We start from the raw sequence: 20926 nt of genomic DNA on the forward strand, positions 1-20926 counted from the left end.
ATACTGAAGTTTTCTGGATGTACTTTACCATGTGCCTAAATCCTTTACAGTTTGGGTAAAATTGAGCATGAAAAACAAGAAGAGATTTGCTTATTTTGAGGTGACCAATTTAAAGAAAAGATGATCCGAAAAATAGCCTTTAGTGGTATCTTATTCGTTCATGCTTGTGCGTTATATGCACAGCCTGTAGAAACGCATAACCTAACATTTAATCGCATTCCCAATCGTTGGGACGAAGGCCTGCCATTGGGTAATGGGATGCTGGGTCAACTGATCTGGAAGAAGAGCGACTCGCTGCGTTTCGCGTTGGACCGGGCGGATCTCTGGGACGAGCGGCCGATGGAAGGACTGGACAGGCCTGAGTTTAATTTCGAATGGATCCGGCAACAGGTACTAAAGAACGATTATGGTATCGTACAGAAATATTTTGATGAGCCGTACGACAAACTTCCGGCTCCCAGTAAAATTCCCGGCGCGGCGCTGATGTTTCCTATCGATGATCCGGTGGTGTCTTCATCGGTCGATATTGCATCCGCAATGGCGCATATACAGTACGCGGGCGGCATGCGTGTAGCGGCTTTTGTGCATGCAGAGCGGCCAATCGGATGGTTTAGAATATCGAATGCACCGGAAGGGCTGTCGCCTGTTATTGCGCCACCGCCCTACCGGGGAGGCGATAAACAAGAAAACGACAATGCTCATAGTGGCGACGACCTGAAACGCTTGGGCTATCCGCCGGGAACGTTAAAACGGACAGACAGTAGTATGTATTACATGCAGGAGGGCTGGGGCGACTTTGTGTATGAAGTGTACGTGGCGTGGAAACGCGAAGGCAGTACCCTCGTCGGTGCATGGAGTATCACCACTCGTAAACAGTCGCTGAGCGCCAGGGAAGAGGTCGCACTAGCTTTTGCACGTGGATGGGAGGTCGACTTAGCTACCCATCAACGGTGGTGGGACACCTTTTGGGCTTCGTCTTCCATCCAGATACCGGACAAAGCGCTGGAAAAGCAATGGTACCTGGAACAATATAAATTTGGTTGCGTAGCGCGGACGGGGGCACCGGCAATTTCCCTGCAAGCCATCTGGACAGCGGATAATGGACGCATACCGCCCTGGAAAGGGGATTTTCACCACGACCTGAATACGCAACTGAGCTACTGGCCTGCCTATGGGGCTAACCACCTCGTGGAGGCAGAAGCCTACCTTGATTTTCTTGAAAGCGGCAGACCGGCGTTCGCGCGGTTTACCAATGGGTTTTTCGGAACGAAGGGATTGGCGGTACCGGGTGTCACTGCGTTGGATGGTAGCTATCTCGGGGGATGGGTGCAATATTCGTGCTCACCCACTACTGCGGCATGGCTGGCACAGCATTATTACTTGCAGTGGCGTTATAGCATGGACCGTGAGCTGCTGGTGCAGCGGGTTTATCCCTGGTTCCGTGATGTCAATACTTTTTTTGAATCGATAGTAAAGAAAGATGCCAACGGCAAGTTGCAGTTGCCGCTAAGTTCGAGTCCGGAAATCAACGACAACCGTATCGACGCCTGGTTCCAGGAAATGACCAATTACGATCTGGCGCTGATCCAGTATGCCTTTCAATACGGAGCCGAGGTCGCGCGAGAGGTGGGGTTTACCGAACAGGCACAGCATTGGCGGGAAATGTTACCTCAGTTACCTGAATTTGCAATAAGCGAAAACAACGAGCTGAAATTTGCACCCGATTTGGCTTACCAGGAATCGCATCGGCATTTTTCACACCTGATGGCGATTCATCCGCTGGGGCTTATCCAGTGGGAGCAGGGTGAACAGGCGCAGCACATCATTAAGAACAGCATTCGGCTGCTGGAAACGGTGGGTCCTGACTATTGGGTGGGGTACTCTTGGTCCTGGCTGGGTAACCTGAAAGCCCGGGCTAAAGACGGAAGTGGAGCAGCTGAGGCATTGCGGATATTCGCCGAAGCATTCTGCTCGCCTAATACCTTCCACCTGAACGGCGACCAGACGCAATCGGGTTACTCGAAATTTTCGTATCGGCCGTTTACACTGGAAGGAAATTTTGCTTTCGCGGCAGGAATACAGGAAATGTTACTGCAAAGCTACGCCGGAGCGCTGGAAATATTTCCGGCGATTCCCCCCGACTGGGCAGATGTTTCCTTCCGCGATCTGCGGGCCGAAGGGGCGTTCCTCGTTTCCGCGATGCGTAAACAAGGAGCGCTGGATGAAGTGCGTATCAAATCCGAAAAAGGAGGCAAGCTGCGCATTGTCAATCCCTTCGCAGATGAGCAGTATACGGTTTCCGATGGGCGGCAACCCGTCGGCGACGATGGGAATATCATCGAGTTTGATATGGATGCCGGCGAAATGATCCGGCTAACGCGTCGGTAATGGATGGATGTTTTGCTGTTGTCTGTGGGCAACGTGTCAGGCGATCATCCCTGACATTACAGGAGCTTGATACGTAGATTTGTGACCATGATATACAAAGGAATCAGTCCGAATGATATCGCGACGAAAATTCCCACACGGACGTAATTCAGGACACGCCATTGAGAAGTACGGGCGAGCAAATCCGTGTCTGCTGTACCGGATGTCGCAATTTTCTGAAAATCGATGATATTCGGTGCAAAATACATCAGCGTCCAAGCCCGCACGGCAACATGAAGTACAAACAAAAGCAATAGCCAATTCCTGACCGGATCTATTTTCCAGCAGAAGAGGAGAGCCAGTAGGAACGTAAGTTCATGAAGCGAATGCGTGACGATCCAAAACACCTTGAGGTCAAGCCCATATTTCCCGCCCAACATCGCAAGCGATTCCGGCGGAGCGGTCGTCCATTTGGGTATGATTACCGTCGTTTCAAACAGTTGCGCACCATTCATCATGAAATAAGCCAGTGTGGTGATAAACAACCAAATTTCGGCTCTTGTTAAGTAACTTGCTGTTAACTGTTCCATCTTATGCATGATTAGTTAATTTCACTAGGGTTTCCTCCATAATCTGCACAGCCGAGCGGAAGTATTTTTCGAGTACTTCGAGCTCCCGATCTGAAAAAGAAGTAACCAAGGCCGTGGTTTTTCCATCTAACTCCAAAAATAAAGGCTGTAAGAGTTTTATCACATTTTCTGTACGCGGCACAATGATTACCTTACGTCGGTCATGCTTGTCAAATTCCCGCTTGACTAATTTTTTTTTCTCCAATCGGTCTACCAAGCCTGTGACCGCACCCGTGGTTAAGGCGGTCAGTTTTGAAAATTCCCCGGCGGTCATGGCTCCTCGCTCTATCAATAGTCCCAAGTATTTATGATCAGTGCCTGAGAGGCCTGCTTTTCGTGCAATGGCTTCATGCATCAGTATGGAAGTGTCTGAGTAACGCCTGCTTAATGCCCGTAGCTCCGATATCTTTTCAGTATCCTGTAATTTGTTTATCATCTAAATATTTTTTGTAAAAAGTATCTTTGTTGCAAAGATATATGTTTTGTTTATATAATGCGGTTTAAAAAAAAATAGAAAAATGATCCATAGGAAAATGGCTATGTTTGTACTGCAAATACAATCGTATATGAAGGACTATAAAGCATATTTCATCATACCGGCTGTTCCAGAGCTGGTTTATTTGGCGTTAACCACTGCGGAAACCATTCGGCTTTGGACAGGCGATGAGGTGGTGATGGCTGCTGAACCAGGGACTGAGTTTTCATGGTGGGATGGGGCGATTGTAGGCAAGAACCTTTCTTTTGAGCCCGGTAAAAAAATTGAGCAACAATGGTACTTTGGTGAACAGCAGGAGCCCTCCATCGTGACCATTAAACTACATCCGCATAAACAGGGGACTTCCATGGAAGTAAGGCAAACCCACATTCCCGATGAAGACTATGCTGATATTGTGGATGGCTGGCATACGGTATATGCAGCGTCGCTCATTGAGTTTTATACGGAATAAAATAGCGGTTCTACCAATGAAATTGGAGATACCCCAATGTATAAACCCTAACTGAATATGAAAATTCTTAGTAAAAATGCCGTGCTGGCTCTCCAATTGGCTTTTCTTTTGACATTATGGGCATGCCAGCAACCAACGGCTGATTATGATACGTTAACGGAAGACGAAAAGCGCTTGCCTGAAAATGCGGTGCTCGGGCTCGAGGCAGCCTCTGGTTTGCAGGTGAAATTGATGGCATCAGAACCGCAGTTAGTGAACCCAACTAATATCGAAGTAGATGACCGCGGACGGGTTTGGGTAACCGAGGCGTACAATTACCGGCCGGCGTTGAATGGAAACCCTACGACGGATGCAGGAGACCGCATACTTATTTTCGAGGATACCGATCACAACGGCACGTTGGATAAGCAGACGGTTTTCTATCAGGGACCGGAAATCAATGCGCCGCTGGGAATCTGCGTATTGGGAAACCGCGTCATTGTATCGCAAAGCCCATATGTATGGGATTTTTATGACGACGACGGTGACGGGAAGGCAGACCGGAAAGAAATTCTTTTTCAGGGCACCGGCGGAGAACAGCATGACCACGGTGTGCACGCGTTCGTTTTCGGCCCGGATGGTAAATTATATTTTAATTTCGGAAATGAATGCCACACGTTGCAGGACCGAGAGGGCAATGTTGTGCGGGATCAGGATGGGGATGAAATAACGAATAAAAAGTACCGGCAGGGCATGGTGTTCCGATGCGATATCGATGGTACAAACGTGGAGGTGCTGGGCCACAACTTCAGGAACCCGTATGAACTGGCGGTAGATAGTTACGGTACCATCTGGCAGAGTGATAACGACGACGACGGAAACCGGGGTGTGCGTATCAACTATGTGATGGAATATGGCAATTACGGGTATACGGACGAGCTGACGGGAGCTGGTTGGCGCAAAGAACGGGTGAATCTGGAGGACTCCATTCCGCTGCAGCACTGGCACCTGAATGATCCGGGCGTGATTCCCAATCTGCTGCAAACGGGTGCTGGTTCACCGACCGGAATAGTGGTTTATGAAGGTGCAGCGCTTCCCGCGGTATATAGGAACCAACTTATCCATGCCGATGCGGGGCCCAACGTAATTCGATCGTATGCCATTGAGAAAGAGGGGGCGGGCTACCATGCAGAACTAACAGAACTGCTACGCGGAAAAGACCGATGGTTCCGGCCGTCTGACGTATGCATTGCTCCGGATGGTTCCCTGATCCTTGCAGACTGGTATGATCCTGGGGTAGGCGGGCACCAGGCAGGCGACCAAACACGGGGGCGGATTTATCGTGTGGCACCGTCGGTGTCGGAATACCAGGTGCCCGCGCAAGACTATTCGACGATCGAGGGATCGATCGCGGCGCTACAAAGCCCTAATCTGGCGGTTCGGTACAAAGCTTGGACCAGCTTAGTGCATCGAGGGAAGGAGGCGATTCCTGCCTTGGAAAAGCTGTTTCATAGCCAAGGTAACGATCGGATGCGGGCGAGAGCACTGTGGCTGCTTACCAAGATCGACTCCGGCGACCGTTACCTGCTGGAAGGACGGAACGATGACAACCCAGATATCCGGATCGTGGCCATCCGTGCCGCGCGCCAGGCGGGCGTGGATCTGGTGTCCTTTCTCATGCCGTTGGTAGAAGACTCGGATATGCAGGTAAAACGGGAGTGCGCGCTCGCATTACGCCATGTAACCGATTCCCGGGCGGCAGCGTTATGGGCCAAGTTGGCTGGACAGCACGAGGGAAGGGACCGCTGGTACCTGGAGGCGCTAGGAATCGGTGCCGCCGGGCAGTGGGATTCGTTTTTTGACGCTTTTCTCCAAGGAAATGAACAGCCGATGAACACCCCCGGAGGACGAGATGTTATCTGGAGGTCGCGGACGGAGGCAGCTATTCCGATACTGACGCGCCTCGCCGTCGATAATAGGGAAACCTTGGAGTCACGTCTGCGCTATTTCCGGACATTCGATTTTATGCCGGAAAGAAGCAGATCGGACGCCTTGTTCGCGATGCTAACGGATCAGTCGGTTCACGGGGCTTTGTCGGTGAATGGGGTTCTTTTCCATATGCTTGACCCAGAGAAAGTCCTGCATTCAGCACCAGCCAGGCGTGCACTCCATGCAGTCCTCGATTCGTTGGCTGGCAAGGCGGCGTATCTCTCGCTGGTGGACAGGTACGACCTAGTCTCCGAAATACCGGCTTTATCGCAAATGATTACTGCGTCAGCGAGTCCCGAAAGGGAAAAAGCGCTTGGCCTATTATTCCGCTTTGGGGCTACAGAGCAGATCAAGGCAGCGCTGGTAGCGGTACCCGACAGCCTGGTGGTGGCCACCGGAACCATCGGTACGGAAAATGCAGTTGATCTGTTAAAGGATTTACTGCTATCGCCTGCGTCGCCGGCAAAAGTAAAAATGCTTTCCGCTGCAGCATTGGGGCGGACTGAACGAGGCGAAGAGGCTGTGCTGGCGCTGTTGCAGTCAGGTGCGGTCCGGGAAGAACTTATTCCCGAACTGGTGGAAGGTCTTCAGAATACACCAAGAGTGGATCGGTATACGGAAGCTCGCCGGTTCCTGCCGGACAGCGAGGAAGCAAGCACCGGAATAGAACGTGAGAAAGGCGCCGCCTTGACTTCCGAGGAACTACTTGCAGCGAGCGGCGACCCCGAGAAAGGAAGTACACTGTTCCAGACTCACTGCGCGCTTTGCCATGAGGTGAACGGCAAGGGGCATGATTTCGGACCAAAACTTTCGCAAATAGGGGCTAAATTGCCAAAGACCGCATTGCTGGATGCGATCGTTGATCCCACTGCCGGAATCAGTTTCGGCTATGAGACATCCTCCATAACGCTAAAGGACGGTTCCGAATTGATGGGGATTGTTTCCAGCAGGACAGAAACCGAAGTAGAGGTCAGATTTGTGGGGGGCGTTTCGCGGAAATTGATGGCCAAGGATATCGCGTCTGTTGAAAACAAGAAAGTATCCCTAATGCCTCCGCTGGCAAAGGCAATGTCCAAAGGGGACCTGATTGATCTCATTGAATACCTGGCATCGTTGAAGTAGCTATTACATAGTTGAGGCAAATTAATATTGATGCATATTAATACGGTATCCAAATCTCATTCTCGGGCTGCGTACCCCATAAAGGTACATAACGGGTACGGATCACGTGCATATATCGTGCATATGCCGTGCATACGAAGCGAAGGAAAGGCGCGTAGGGCAGTGGGGCCTCTAGCCGACGCCAAGGTTTGCGGAGTAGTCTAAGAGCCGTCCGGCAGCCGATAAACAACCGTTACAAAACCTGTGTAAAAAATTTTTAAAAAACCATGAAAATCCCTTACCTTTGTCCCTCGTGAAATTTGGAGTACATTGCTTCATGACGAAATGCCCCAAGCCCGGAAATGTTTCCGACATATCTTGCATTTTTAACCGTTTTTGGCCCGTTGAGGGCTTTTTTTATGAACGTATGTACAGACCTTATCAACATAGCAAACCATCAACAACAGGAATAACGAATGACTAACTACAGCAAACTTCCGGCGATTTTGTTATTGGAAGACGGAACCGTCTACCATGGCAAGGCAGCGGGAAAGATTGGTACCACGACGGGCGAGATCTGTTTCAATACAGGTACTACGGGTTACCAAGAGATTTTTACCGACCCGTCTTACTACGGGCAGATTATGGTCACCACGAATGCCCACATTGGCAATTACGGCATAGCGGGAGCCGAGTCTGAGTCAAACCAGATTCAGATTGCGGGGCTAGTCTGCAAAAATTACAGTGTAAATTACAGCCGCAAAATGGCTGATTCGTCGATCCAGACCTACTTCGAAGACGGCAAACTGGTAGGCATCTCTGATATCGACACCCGTTCGCTGGTACGCCACATTCGCGACAAAGGGGCAATGAATGCCATCATTTCTTCGGAAATACTGGATGTGGACACACTGAAAGAAAAATTGGCAGAAGTGCCTTCGATGGCAGGGTTGGAATTGTCGTCAGTAGTTACCACTGAAACCCCCTATTACTATGGCAACGAGGATGCGCCGCTTCGCGTAGCCGTATTGGACCTGGGCATAAAGAAAAACATCCTGCGTAATTTCGATGTACGGAAAGTATACGCCAAGGTATTTCCAGCAAAGACATCATTTGCCGAAATGGATGCCTGGGGTGCCGATGGTTATTTCGTTTCTAACGGTCCCGGCGATCCAGCGGCTATGGATTATGCCATACAAACCGTGAGCGATATCCTCGCCGCGGACAAGCCGCTCTTTGGGATCTGCTTAGGACATCAATTGTTGGCACTGGCCAATGGAATACGCACAAGCAAAATGTTCAACGGTCACCGCGGCATCAACCACCCGGTTAAAAACATCATAGCCGACCGGTGTGAGATCACCAGCCAAAATCACGGTTTCGGGGTCGTGGCCGAAGATATCGAGCAATCGGATAAAGTAGAGATCACCCACGTGAACCTGAACGACCAATCCATTGAAGGCATCCGGGTGAAAGGTAAAAACGCGTTTTCGGTGCAGTACCACCCCGAGTCGTCGCCCGGACCGCATGATTCGCGCTATTTGTTTGATGATTTTGTGCAGTTAATGGAACGTGGAGAATTGGAGATTGGAAGTTAAAAAAAATGAAAGTTGAAAATGAAAAATTGAAAGTGGATCGGTAGTTCAATTTTCAATTAAGCAAGCATTTTCAATTTTCAACTAAATATAACTATCTTTGAAGATGTGTTGCTTCGTGTAGATGTGACACTAACTTGAAAGCTATCGTAAATAGTAACCTTAAAATAAGAGAAATACATGAGCTTGATCATCGATGTACATGCGCGGCAGATATTGGATTCGCGCGGTAATCCTACCATCGAGGTAGACGTAACTACTGAAAATGGATTTGTGGGCCGTGCGGCCGTTCCATCAGGTGCTTCCACAGGAGCGCACGAAGCCGTAGAATTGCGGGACGGAGATAAAACGAAGTACCTTGGTAAAGGGGTGTTAAAAGCAGTGGAAAATGTAAATACCAAGATCGCGGAAGCCTTACAGGGCATCGATGTCTTCGAACAGAATGCCATCGATAAAGTGATGATCGATCTGGACGGTACCGAAAACAAAGGTAATCTGGGTGCCAATGCCATTTTGGGTGTTTCATTGGCAGTAGCCAAAGCCGCTGCACAGGAAAGCCGTCAGCCCGTGTACCGTTACATAGGCGGTGTGAATGCCAATACGCTACCTATTCCGATGATGAACATCATCAACGGTGGATCGCACTCCGATGCGCCTATTGCGTTTCAGGAGTTTATGATCATGCCGGTAGGGGCACCCTCGTTCTCCGAAGCACTGCGTTGGGGAGCAGAGGTATTCCATAACCTCAAGAAGATCCTGCACGACAGGGGCTTATCGACCGCTGTCGGCGACGAAGGTGGATTTGCACCTGCATTCGACGGTACGGAAGATGCTGTGGAAACGATTTTGAAGGCCATCGAAAAAGCGGGATATAAACCGGGTAGTGATATTTACCTGGCGCTGGATTGCGCTTCATCTGAGTTTTATAAGGATGGCAAATACGATTACACGAAATTTGAAGGCGACAAAGGCGCCGTACGTACCAGCGAAGAGCAGGCGACTTACCTGGCCGAATTGTCCAGCAAATATCCCATCATCTCAATCGAAGACGGCATGGCTGAAGACGACTGGGCCGGATGGAAATTGCTGACTGATAAGATCGGTGCAACCGTACAGTTGGTGGGTGACGACTTGTTCGTAACCAATACCAAAAGATTGCAGCGGGGTATTGATGAAAACACTGCGAACTCGATCCTGGTGAAAGTAAACCAGATCGGCTCGCTCACCGAAACCATCAATGCGGTATCTTTGGCGCAAACCAATGGTTATACATCGGTAATGAGCCATCGGAGCGGTGAAACGGAAGATTATACCATTGCGGATTTGGCGGTAGCGCTTAACTGCGGTCAGATTAAAACCGGTTCTGCATCGCGCTCCGATCGGATCGCAAAATACAATCAACTACTTCGCATCGAAGAAGAATTGGGCAGCAGCGCGCGGTTTTTAGGCAAAAGCTTTAAGTTCGCGAAATAACGCATTACCACAAATCATTTTATTAAGGGAGGCTAAGAATACTAGCCTCCTTTTTTTGTGCGCAATCGTAATTGTTCCAGCCGGTCATACAGCCGGAAGGCCGTATCCAGGTAAGGGGCGGCACGCAAGTGTTCCCTTTCTTCCGAGAATATTTTTGTAGGATGTTTGGCGTGGAATGCCGACCGTCTAGCTGCTTTTGCTAGATAGGTGTCTTCAAGTGCTATGCCGCAACTGGAAGTAACCGTACGCAGTAAGTCCAGCGGCCCGTCTGCGTAGTTGAGGAGCGTAGCACGGTTATCTTCCGATGCAACATCCAAGTATACTTCGAAATAACGTTCCAGTACACGCGCCAAATAGCTATCCAGATTGAGGGAATGGATGTCTTTGGCATGGAATCCAAAAATAGCCGGTTCAATCAATCCCGGTACCGCATGCATACCGCGGAGCTTTTGGTGCGATCGCACCACCTCATCCGGTCGCCGATAGAGAAGTATGAACGGAACATCGGGATAACGTGCACGGAGCAACCTCCAAAAGAAAATATGCCAGCTATCCAGTTTAATGACTAGGTGCTGCTCATTACCTTCCCGTTGCTGTCCATACAGGCGGATGGCGGCTGCCAATGTTTCGGAGATGGCGAAGTCCGGCAGGGCTTCGGTGTTAAAGGGTGTCCGAATAATGTCGTCGAAAAAAGGAACCTCCGCAAGACTGATGCAACGCGGATGATGCGCCAGTAGCTGCGACAATAGGGTAGAACCGCAACGGGATACATGGAAGATGAAGGCCGTGGGAAAAACATGCGGCAACGACGTGCTCCAATCAGCCAGCAAGTCGATGCTGCTCACCGGACGGAAGCGGCTGGAATTGCAGGGCTTGCTGCGGGCCTTAGCCAAGGTCTCGTCAAAAAATGGATCCATAAACGGAATGTCTTCCAGTTGAATCCACTCACAGCAAACGAGTTGTTGATGAATTCGAAGACGGGAAGGGTACCAGTTTTTAAGGGAATGCATCGATCAGCTCGTTAATTTCGATAGCTCTTTTTCCATTTGGTCGGCAAAGCGGATCGCACTGGGTGTATTTTGCAGTCGTAATGCTGTAATCACCTGCTTTTGTTTGTCGATATCGACTTCATCGTCTTTCATCTGTTTATGAGCGCGGTCGAAGAGATCGCGTAACCAATCATTTACCAGGCAATCGACCACCAGGTGGATTCGGTCTGTGGTACCCATATTGCTTACCCAATGCATCAGGTTCGCATTAATATACCAACACGCTCCCGGCTGCATCTCTACACGGGTGTCTTCCACATAAAATTCCACCTGTGGATTGGTCACAACCGGGAAATGCAAGCGTGCTTCTCCCTTTTCAAATGCCAATTCATGGTCGCGATGCGGTTTAATCTTTGCACCTGCTTTTAAGTTCAGGAAGCGTACCGATTGTACCGGACATTTTAGGGATTGAACCAACTCCCGGGCAGATGGAAAGTGTGGCATGTGTTTCGTGTCGGCGTAAGCTCGTTCACTCATTAGATCCGGAATGGTGCAGTCCGCACCACCCGGTGTACGCAACGGCAGTACTGTCCACTCGCCCCTATATTGCAGCGTGTTGAAATGCGATTGCCATGTGGTACTGACAGAGTATCGCGTTAATTCATCGGCGATGGTGTTGGGTACGGTGAATGGCAGTTTAGCGAGTGTAATCATTCTTGCAATTAGCGGTTAATAAGCAGGTATTATTTTTTGATTTATTTTTTTGGATAAAATATATTCTAATATAATAAGTTTTTTTTTAACTTGCACAGCATTTACATTATTCTTCTACCATTAAAAACTAACTATGTCGCAGGTGCGCTATTAATAATTAATAGCCATTTCATAATTGAAATTATTGCATTGATAAAAAGCATAGAGCTAGATCGGCGCAATGTGTTTTCCTGAGCAGGGGACGGGGAGATCATTTCATAAATTAAAAGCAGTCAAGTAAATTAGTTACACTTAATTCATCTACCATGGACGAGTATTTAGCAATTATTAAACTGTTCGCGGGTAATTTTGCACCGCGCACATTCGCCTATTGTGCTGGGCAGATTTTATCAATTTCGACGAATAGTGCATTGTTTTCACTATTGGGTACGACTTATGGCGGCAATGGCCAGACTACATTTGCGTTGCCGGACCTGCGCGGTCGCGTGCCGTTGGGCGCTATGGGGCAGGGGCCTGGGTTGAGTGATTACGTGTTAGGGCAGACATCTGGGACCGAAACGGTGACATTGATCACCACACAGATTCCCCAACATAACCACTATTTCCTAGCGAGTTCGGCTGCAGGAACCGCCAATACACCGACAAGCACAAGTGTATTAGGTGCTCCGCCCAATGTCGGTAGTGGACCGAACGCTGCACCTGTTAACGTTTACGTAGAGGCTGGTGGTCCGAGCGTTCCTTTAGCGCCTACGGCAATAGGCCCGGCCGGTGGCTCTCAAGCGCATGCCAACATGCAACCGTATACCGCACTTAATTATGTGATCACGACGGAAGGTGTGTTCCCCTCAAGGAATTAACATATAAAGCAATGGGCCGGCTTATGCCGGCCCTTTAACTTACCTCGCCGTGAAACAACCTTTACGCATTGGTTTTTTGACACCGTATTCCGGTATCTATCCGTTTTATGCCCAGCACCTTTCCGCGGGGTGGCTGTTGGGTATGGGGTTGCACCCTTTTCAGCAGCACCAGATACAGTTCATCCCCGAATATACTAAAATGGGGAGTGGAAAAGATACGTTGGAGGCTATCCGCAAGCTTGTATTCTTCGACCGGGTAGACCTGATTTCCGGCTTGGTGGGCTATAAAGCATTGGCAAACAGTATCCCGATATTGGAACAATCCAATCAAACTGCATTCTTTTTCGATTTGGGCGAATATATTCCCTATTTCCCCTATTTGAGTCCTAATGTGTTCTATGCTTCCCACCAGTTGTGGCAATCGGAATATGCGCTTGGCCATTGGGCTCAACAGCATTTCGGCGACGCGGGGCTCGTCGTGATGCCTGTCTATGAAGCCGGTTATCACTTTAGTGCGGCTTTTCGTCGTGGCGCTATCGCTGCCGGAAATAATGCGTTACATCTCCATATTCTACCCTACGACCCCCAGCAAGGTGGCACACTCAACTTAGTCAATTTCTTTGCATCACTAGAAGAGAAGCAACCACCGTATGTCCACGCCATTTTTTGCGGCAATCACGGTACCGCGTTCTTGGCGGAATGGGCAACAAGCAAGTGGCATAAGAAAATTCCTTTACTGATCAATGAACCCATGGCTTATGACGATATTTTACAAGACGTGGCACACCTGCATCTGGAAGTCTATTCCTCGATGATGTGGGACAATCGGAGTGACAATCGCGTGAATACCGAATTTGTTAAGCGTTTTGAAACCCTTTGTGGACAAAAGGCTAATGTGTTCGGGCTAATGGGTTATGAAGCAGGATTGGTATGGAAGGAACTGTGGCCACAAGTGGAAAAAGGCGATTGGGATACTATACGTAACCTATTGAAACAAGAAATTATCGTGGGACCACGGGGCGAAAAGAGTTTTTATCCCCAGTCGGGATTCGCCCTGCCCCAAACATCCATATATAAGATTAAGACCAGCCAACATCAGCTACAAAAAATGATACTCGACGAAGGCAAGGGTATGCTGTTTAACGCGGCCGCTTTTGAAGAGATTCATCGGGATAATGTGTCCGGCTGGCAGAATCCGTTTATGTGTATTTAACCTATTTGTAGGCACTAAAACCAAAAGGTATGCAACTTTCTACCCGACTTAAAACTGCAGTTTGCTGTTTAGCTGCTCTGTTGTTTGCGATCAATATATCACTCATTGCACAGACAACTGTTACATTTGATGATCAGGGTTATGTCCACAACGCGAGCCTAGGAAGATCGATCACCATCGGGAATTTTGAATTTAGCGTTGTGGCTCAGGATTTGACGATGCCGGAATTTGATGTCGATATATTTTATGAGTCGGCATCGGCAGGAAATGGCTTTGGTGGATCGGGATTAATTTATGTGGGAGATCAATTTGATTTCGATGATCCGTATTATTTTATAGTGAAGACGGTTGATGGTACAAATAGATCGTTTCAAAGTGCGTATATCTATGATTACGTGTCAAACCCGCTAACGGTAGATTTGACGGTTGAAGCTTATCGGGATGGCACACTATTAGGGACACAGGATGTAGATATCACCAGTGTCAAGAATGCGTATACTTTGGGAGCACTTTTTGGTAGTGTGGACGAAATTAGATTTAGGCAGAAAACACCATTAGCCTACCCAGGGTTGTCAGGAGTAGTTTTTGCGTTCGACCATTTTATCATTGGGCCGCCGGCAAATGAGCTTCCTACGGACATCACCTTAACTCCCTATCCTGTGTCTATAAACCAAAGTGCAGGTGCCAACGTGACGGTCGGTACACTCGCTTCCACCGATCCAGATGCAGGCGATACGCATATCTATACCTTGGTATCCGGAGCGGGTAGCACCAACAACGGCAGTTTCAATATCAGTGGTAACTCATTGCGGGCATCCAATCCATCGACATTGTCTGCGGGATCGAACAGCGTTCGCATTCAGACTGATGACCAAAACGGTGGCACATTCCCAAAAGTCTTCACCATTACCGTGATAGATGATGTCGCACCGACGGTCAATAGCGTAAGCGTGCCGACAAACGCAACCTATGTTGCTGGACAGAACCTCGATTTCACGGTAAACGTGTCGGAAAATGTAACGGTTACCGGTGCGCCGCAACTGCCATTGACCATCGGAACCGCATCGGTCAATGCTATCTACAATGCAGGCGGTTCCAACGCGACAGCATTACTATTCCGCTATACCATCCAAGCGGGTGACGTTGACACCGATGGAATCGCTTTAGGTACTTCGATCAATTTGAACTCGGGCACGATTAGTGACGGTGCAAGTCTAGGACTCATACTCGGCCTCAATAACGTGGGCAATACCACAGGTGTATTCGTAGACGGCGTAGCACCGTCGGTAACCAGCGTTGATGTGCCAGCTAATGATACTTATGGTATCGGTGAACCGCTTAATTTTACTGTTAATTTTGACGAAGCGGTCACGGTGAACACCGGCGGCGGAAGCCCTCGTTTCCCGCTGACCATCGGTACCGATACCCGCTACGCAACCTATCAGTCTGGTTCGGGAACCTCGGCCCTGGAATTTACCTACACAGTCGGGGCTGGTGACAATGATATCAATGGAATTGTGGTCGGCACCGCCATTGAACTCAACGGCAGTACCTTACAAGATGCGGCCGGGAACTCCGCGGCGCTTATCCTGAATGCTATCGGTAACACCAATGGCATACTAGTAGATGGCGTGGCACCGACCGTGTCCGCATTCAGCCCGGCAAATGGATCCAGCGATATGGAACCCAGCGATAACCTGTTGATTACATTCAGTGAGGCTGTTGCCTTGGGCACAGGCAACATCGTTATATACGATGATTTAGCTACACCTATCACAACCATTGACGTGGAAAGCTCCGGTGGGCAGCTTAGCATCGCGGATGACGTGTTGACCATCAATCCGACCGCTGACCTGCTGGAATTGACCGATTATTACGTACACATCGGGAACGATGCGATTCACGACTTGGTTGGCAACGTGTATGCAGGCATCAACAACAATACTACATGGGCATTTACCGTGGCCGATATGACGGCGCCATCGGGCTACGATGTGACCATAGATCAGGCAACCATTACGCTGGCCAACCATACTGCGCTAAGCTTTACCTTTAGCGGGGCAGAAGTGGGCGCCACATTTGACTATGAAATCACGAGTAATAACGGGGGCACACCGGTGACTGGCAATGGTAACGTGATCGCCGCGGGGGAACAGGTATCCGGCATCGATGTGTCCGGCTTGGCTAACGGCACACTCACCCTGAGCGTCACGCTTACCGATGCATCCAATAATGAGGGCAATCCCGCCACGGATAACGTGACCAAGGCGGTCAGCTATCCGCCGACCATAACCACCAGCGGTGGAACAACCACCTTCACCGAGTCGGTCAGTGGCAGTCCGGTACCGGTACTGATTGACGATGCCCTGACAATAAGCGACCCGGACAACACAACTTTGGCTTCGGCTACAGTGGCGATTACGGGCAATTTCCAAAGCGATCAAGATGTACTTGCTTTTGAAAACGACGGCAGTACCATGGGGAACATCGACGGAAACTACAGCGCGGGCACGTTGACCCTCACTTCGCCGGGTGCCACTGCCACGTTGGCGCAATGGCAAGCGGCTTTACGCGCGGTTACCTACAGTAACACGTCGTCGACACCGAATACCGCTAATCGCACCATCAGTTTTGTGGTGAACGATGGGCTTGATGACAGCACACCGGGCACAAAGACCGTGGCCGTGCAAGCGGTGAACAATGCGCCGGTCATCACCAACTTAGACGGCGATGCGGTCACCTTTACAGAGGATGGTCCGGCGATTCTGCTTGACGCAGGCGGGAATGCCACAGTCAGTGACTCGGATAGCCCGGATTTCGATGGAGGCAACCTCACGGTAAGTGTCATCGCAGGCGGCGTCGGTAGTGAGGACATGTTGGCCATCCGGAACGAGGGAATGGGGACGGGACAGATCGGTGCTTCAAATGACAACGATGTGTATTACGGTGGTGTCCATATCGGTTCCGCGAATGGTGGTATGGGCGGTGCAGACCTCATCCTGACCTTCCTGCCCACGGCAACCCCGGCCGCTGTACAGGCTTTGATTAGGAACCTGACATATAGCAACAGTAATATCGCAAATCCTTCGGTGGATCCGCGGACCGTCCGCGTTACCCTGAATGATGGAGACGGTGCGACGAGCGCTCCCAGTGACCTGATCGTGAACATCACGGCCGTGAATGACGCACCCATGGTGATCACCAGTGGCGGTGCGGTTACGTTCACTGAGCCGGAAGACGGCGACCCGGTACCTGAAGCGGTTGATCCGGGGCTGACGGTGACTGATCCCGACAATGCCACGCTGGCTTCAGCCACGATAAGTATAACCAGCGGTAGTTTCCAGGCTGGAGAAGATATGCTCGCCTTTGAAAACGATGGCAGCACGATGGGCAATATTGATGGCAGCTATGACGAAGCGACAGGTACGCTTATGCTTACCTCTTTGGGCGGCATCGCTACGTTGGCGGAATGGCAAGCGGCCCTGCGTGCAGTAGCCTACAGCAATAACTCACAGCATCCAAATACCACCACGCGTACGGTCAGTTTTGAAGTCAATGACGGGACAGCTGATAGCGCGCCGGCTACAAAGGATATCAATGTGGTGGCGGTAAATACGGCGCCGGTTGCTGTGGATGACCCGGTGATGGTAAATGAAGATATACCGGCAACCGGAAATGCATTAACGAACGACTCGGATGTAGAGGGCAACGCACTGACGGCGTCTTTGGTTACCGCGCCCGTTAATGGAACGGTGGTATTGAATGCGGATGGCAGCTTTACGTACACGCCGAATAGCAACTATAATGGACTGGATAGCCTGGAATACCAAGTGTGTGACAACGGAACGCCTTCCCTGTGTGACACGGCTTGGGTACGCTTTACCATCGGCGCCATCAACGACGCCCCTGTGATTACGGCACCCGCTACCCTAGCAGCGGATGAAGACGTGCTGACGGACCTCACCGGCATTAGCTTTGCCGATGTGGATGCAAGCAGTGCAGATGTCACAGTAACTTTTTCAGTAGGCAGCGGCACGCTCGCTGCCACTTCAGGAGGTGGGGTGACTGTCAGCGGATCGGAAACGGCGGCATTGACATTAGTAGGATCGATTACCGACCTCAATGCGTTTATCGCGGCGGGCAACGTGGGTTTCACCACTGTACTAGATGAGACGGATGATGTAACGCTCACGGTGCATATCGACGACGGTGGCAACACGGGAACCGACCCCGGAAATTCGGGTACGGATGATTCGGAGGCGGCGACCACAACGGTGACGATAACCGTGACCGCCCAAAACGATGCGCCGATAAACACCGTTCCCGGTAGCCAAACGATCGACCAAGATCAGTCGCTGGTGTTTAGCACAGCCAATGGCAATGCCATTTCTGTTGCCGATGTGGATGCTGGAGGCGGCACCATCCAGGTTACGCTAACGGCGTCGAACGGATTACTGGCCTTGGCGGGTACCACGGGATTGACCTTCGCTGTAGGCAGTGGTGCAGGCGATGCCACCATGACCTTCAGCGGAACGATAACCGACATCAATGTAGCGCTCGATGGATTGACGCTGATGCCGACAAGTGGCTACAGCGGTGCCGCCAGTCTCCAGATCGTCACCAACGATCTTGGACTAACCGGGGCGGGTGGTAATCAGACGGATACCGATGTTGTCGACATTACCGTCAACGAAATCAATCCGGAAGTCAGCAGTGTAAATACGACTAGTACGGATGGGGTGTATAAAATGACTGACATCATCACCTTGACAATATCGTTTGATCAAGCGGTGATCGTGGATGAGACTGCCGGTTCGCCCACTTTGCTGCTGGAAACCGGTAGCACGGATCGGGAAGCGGGTTATGAATCCGGTTCAGGCTCCAATACACTGGTATTTACCTATATGGTACAGGCGGGCGACGTGAACGCTGACCTGGACTACCAATCGACCGCAGCGTTAACGCTGAATGGCGCGACCATACAGAGCGCTTCCGGCAGTGATGCGATATTGACGCTACCAGCTATTGGCGGGGCCGGTTCCATAGCGGGGCAGCATGCAATCGTCATTGACGGGGTGGCACCCGTTGTGACTGCTGTAGACGTGCCAGCCGATGGCACCTATCGCAACGGCGATGTACTCTCCTTTACCGTACACTACAGTGAAGACATAGCCGTGGTTGGCGGCATGCTGACTTTGCCGGTAACTATTGGCACGACTACAGTGCAAGCGTCCCTTACCGATACCACCCGTAATACGCTTATCTTTAGCTATGCCGTGCAGGATGGCGAACTGGATACCGATGGCATTGGAATAGGGCCCGATGTTTTACTGAATGGAGGTGCACTGCAGGACGATGCTGGCAACGACGCTTCCCTCGTGCTGGTCGGCGCTGGCAATACCAGCGGTGTACTGATAGATGCCGTAGCCCCAGTGGTTACTTCGGTATCGGTACCAGCGAACGGTTACCACCGGGAAGGCGACGTGTTGACGTTTACGGTGCATATGAGTGAGGATGTGGCGGTGAATGACGCCGCCGGAACACCTTACTTGGACGTCATGATCGGAACAGCTACCGTTCAAGCAACCTATACCGCTGGGTCAGGAACAGCGATGCTGGCCTTCAGCTATACCGTACAGGCCGAAGATGAGGACTTGGATGGCATTGCCCTTGGCCGTGATATTGTCCTGGATGGTGGCACGCTCCACGACAACGCGGGCAATGAGGCGGCGCTCATATTGGAGGGGGTGGCACCGATGGATCGCGTCTTTGTATATTCGAGGCGACCGTCGGTGGCCTTGTCTATTGAAGCCGAATCGCCCGTAAATGCACCATTTACCGTTACAGCGACGTTCAGCGAGGCGGTTACCGGGTTTACGCTCGATGATATTACGGTTACCAATGGTACGTTGAGCGACTTGCAGACAAGCGGCAATAGTTCCTATACGTTTCTGGTCACACCCACCGTGGGTGGAAGCGTACAGCTTTCCGTTGCTGCGGATGTGGCTGTTAATATCGCAAACAATGGGAACGATGTGTCGAATACGTTGAGTGTCCAGTTCAACGAAATCATAACGGGCATCACACTGGAAGACGAGAGCTTTGTCTATGATGGCACGGCCAAGTCGCTAGCCATTACAGGCGACCTGCCTCCAGGTACGTCAGTGAGTTACACAAACAACAGCCGTACAGGCGCAGGCACACAGGAAGTGACGGCCACCGTCAGCGGTGACAATTACGAGGACCTGGTGTTAACAGCAGCACTGACCGTAACGGCCGCTACACGCAGTATCGAATTCCCAGCGATACCGGCAAAAACTTATGGTGATGCGGACTTCAACGTCGGGGCAACGGCCAGTACCGGAGAAGAGGTTAGCTATACCAGCAGTGACATGGGCGTTGCGGAAATCGTTAACGGTCAGCTCCACATCACAGGTGCGGGGACAACCACAATTACGGCTACGGTACCTGAAAACAGCAACTATGGCAACCGGCCCGAGGCCACACAGGTGTTGACCGTGCGCAAGGCGGCACAGACCATCACATTTGATGCGCCAGTGGAAGTTTATCGCGACGCAGGCGACATCACGCTGGATGTGATTGCCTCAAGCGGTCTGCCCGTCGCGCTTATGCTGGACGATCCCGAGGTGGCCGTACTGAACGGCTCAACGTTGGATATCCTGCGCCTCGGCACGGTACGGATCACCGCCGTACAAGAGGGAGACGCTAACTACGAATCGGCTGATCCCGTGACGGTAACAATTCGGGTTATCGATCCCGCGTCTAACATGCCGGTTCGGATACATAAGGCCGTTTCGCCTAATGGCGATGGCATCAACGAGTATCTTATTATCGAGGCGATCAAGGATTATCCAGAAAACCGTGTTACGATCTTCAATCGTAACGGGACGATCGTGTGGGAAGCAAACGGCTACAACAATGGATCTACCGCTTTCAGTGGCATTGGTACCGGGCAGTTGCGGGTAGCATCGGGTACCTATTTCTATGTTGCAGAAATCAAGGTGGATGGTAAGTGGAAATATGAAAAGGGTTGGTTTGTATTGAGGTATTAG

12 protein-coding genes are annotated in these 20926 nt (G+C 50.6%); 8 read left to right on the top strand and 4 right to left on the bottom strand.

All coding sequences use genetic code 11. The features are described from left to right. Positions 1 to 120: 120 nt before the first annotated feature. Positions 121 to 2388 (top strand): glycosyl hydrolase family 95 catalytic domain-containing protein, encoded by a 2268-nt coding sequence (locus BMZ56_RS19920; protein ID WP_090629810.1) that lies wholly within the window; start codon positions 121 to 123, stop codon positions 2386 to 2388. 56 nt (positions 2389 to 2444) lie between these two features. Here the strand turns inward: BMZ56_RS19920 and BMZ56_RS19925 are convergent, their stop codons facing one another. Continuing rightward, the gene (locus BMZ56_RS19925) at positions 2445 to 2957 is read right to left on the bottom strand and encodes a transposase (RefSeq protein ID WP_090629813.1); all 513 of its coding nucleotides are present in this window, start codon (positions 2955 to 2957) and stop codon (positions 2445 to 2447) included. A gap of 1 nt (position 2958) precedes the next feature. Continuing rightward, complete coding sequence (locus BMZ56_RS19930; protein ID WP_090629815.1) at positions 2959 to 3432, bottom strand: MarR family winged helix-turn-helix transcriptional regulator; 474 nt, start codon at positions 3430 to 3432, stop codon at positions 2959 to 2961. Between the two features lie 130 nt (positions 3433 to 3562). On the opposite strand from BMZ56_RS19930, the gene BMZ56_RS19935 reads away from it, so the two are divergent. From BMZ56_RS19935 to eno, 4 genes are all read left to right on the top strand, one after another. Further along, positions 3563 to 3943, top strand: a complete 381-nt coding sequence (locus BMZ56_RS19935; RefSeq protein ID WP_090629963.1) for an SRPBCC domain-containing protein — start codon at positions 3563 to 3565, stop codon at positions 3941 to 3943. Between the two features lie 57 nt (positions 3944 to 4000). Next, the gene (locus BMZ56_RS19940; RefSeq protein ID WP_090629819.1) at positions 4001 to 7033 is read left to right on the top strand and encodes a PVC-type heme-binding CxxCH protein; all 3033 of its coding nucleotides are present in this window, start codon (positions 4001 to 4003) and stop codon (positions 7031 to 7033) included. A gap of 455 nt (positions 7034 to 7488) precedes the next feature. Continuing rightward, a complete protein-coding gene (gene carA, locus BMZ56_RS19945; protein ID WP_090629821.1) occupies positions 7489 to 8610 on the top strand; it encodes a glutamine-hydrolyzing carbamoyl-phosphate synthase small subunit in 1122 nt (373 codons plus the stop codon). A gap of 177 nt (positions 8611 to 8787) precedes the next feature. Then, a complete protein-coding gene (gene eno, locus BMZ56_RS19950; protein ID WP_090629824.1) occupies positions 8788 to 10080 on the top strand; it encodes a phosphopyruvate hydratase in 1293 nt (430 codons plus the stop codon). A gap of 41 nt (positions 10081 to 10121) precedes the next feature. Here eno and BMZ56_RS19955 read toward each other — a convergent pair whose 3' ends face one another. Both BMZ56_RS19955 and BMZ56_RS19960 read right to left on the bottom strand, forming a co-directional pair. After that, entirely contained in the window at positions 10122 to 11090 is a 969-nt protein-coding gene (locus BMZ56_RS19955) for a sulfotransferase (protein ID WP_143072978.1), read from the bottom strand. 3 nt (positions 11091 to 11093) lie between these two features. Beyond that, positions 11094 to 11783 carry an aspartyl/asparaginyl beta-hydroxylase domain-containing protein gene (locus BMZ56_RS19960; RefSeq protein WP_090629829.1) on the bottom strand — a complete coding sequence of 230 codons (690 nt, stop codon included), beginning with the start codon at positions 11781 to 11783 and terminating at the stop codon, positions 11094 to 11096. Positions 11784 to 12088: 305 nt separating this feature from the next. Here BMZ56_RS19960 and BMZ56_RS19965 point away from each other — a divergent pair, with 305 nt between their 5' ends. Genes BMZ56_RS19965 through BMZ56_RS19975 form a run of 3 tightly spaced genes read left to right on the top strand, consistent with a single transcriptional unit; the run spans position 12089 to position 20926 of the window. After that, positions 12089 to 12640, top strand: a complete 552-nt coding sequence (locus BMZ56_RS19965; protein ID WP_090629832.1) for a phage tail protein — start codon at positions 12089 to 12091, stop codon at positions 12638 to 12640. A gap of 49 nt (positions 12641 to 12689) precedes the next feature. Further along, on the top strand, positions 12690 to 13853 hold the full coding sequence (locus tag BMZ56_RS19970; RefSeq protein ID WP_090629834.1) for an ABC transporter substrate-binding protein: 1164 nt from the start codon (positions 12690 to 12692) through the stop codon (positions 13851 to 13853). Between the two features lie 29 nt (positions 13854 to 13882). Beyond that, a complete protein-coding gene (locus tag BMZ56_RS19975) occupies positions 13883 to 20926 on the top strand; it encodes an Ig-like domain-containing protein (RefSeq protein WP_090629837.1) in 7044 nt (2347 codons plus the stop codon).

This window comes from Parapedobacter indicus (genome assembly GCF_900113765.1).
GTDB classification, from domain to species: domain Bacteria; phylum Bacteroidota; class Bacteroidia; order Sphingobacteriales; family Sphingobacteriaceae; genus Parapedobacter; species Parapedobacter indicus.

Bases quoted from the DNA above. Each gene is read 5' to 3' on its own strand.
- BMZ56_RS19920 (WP_090629810.1), top strand. From the start codon at position 121: ATGATCCGAAAAATAGCCTTTAGTGGTATCTTATTCGTTCATGCTTGT.
- BMZ56_RS19925 (WP_090629813.1), bottom strand. From the start codon at position 2,957: ATGGAACAGTTAACAGCAAGTTACTTAACAAGAGCCGAAATTTGGTTG.
- BMZ56_RS19930 (WP_090629815.1), bottom strand. From the start codon at position 3,432: ATGATAAACAAATTACAGGATACTGAAAAGATATCGGAGCTACGGGCA.
- BMZ56_RS19935 (WP_090629963.1), top strand. From the start codon at position 3,563: ATGAAGGACTATAAAGCATATTTCATCATACCGGCTGTTCCAGAGCTG.
- BMZ56_RS19940 (WP_090629819.1), top strand. From the start codon at position 4,001: ATGAAAATTCTTAGTAAAAATGCCGTGCTGGCTCTCCAATTGGCTTTT.
- carA (WP_090629821.1), top strand. From the start codon at position 7,489: ATGACTAACTACAGCAAACTTCCGGCGATTTTGTTATTGGAAGACGGA.
- eno (WP_090629824.1), top strand. From the start codon at position 8,788: ATGAGCTTGATCATCGATGTACATGCGCGGCAGATATTGGATTCGCGC.
- BMZ56_RS19955 (WP_143072978.1), bottom strand. From the start codon at position 11,090: ATGCATTCCCTTAAAAACTGGTACCCTTCCCGTCTTCGAATTCATCAA.
- BMZ56_RS19960 (WP_090629829.1), bottom strand. From the start codon at position 11,783: ATGATTACACTCGCTAAACTGCCATTCACCGTACCCAACACCATCGCC.
- BMZ56_RS19965 (WP_090629832.1), top strand. From the start codon at position 12,089: ATGGACGAGTATTTAGCAATTATTAAACTGTTCGCGGGTAATTTTGCA.
- BMZ56_RS19975 (WP_090629837.1), top strand. From the start codon at position 13,883: ATGCAACTTTCTACCCGACTTAAAACTGCAGTTTGCTGTTTAGCTGCT.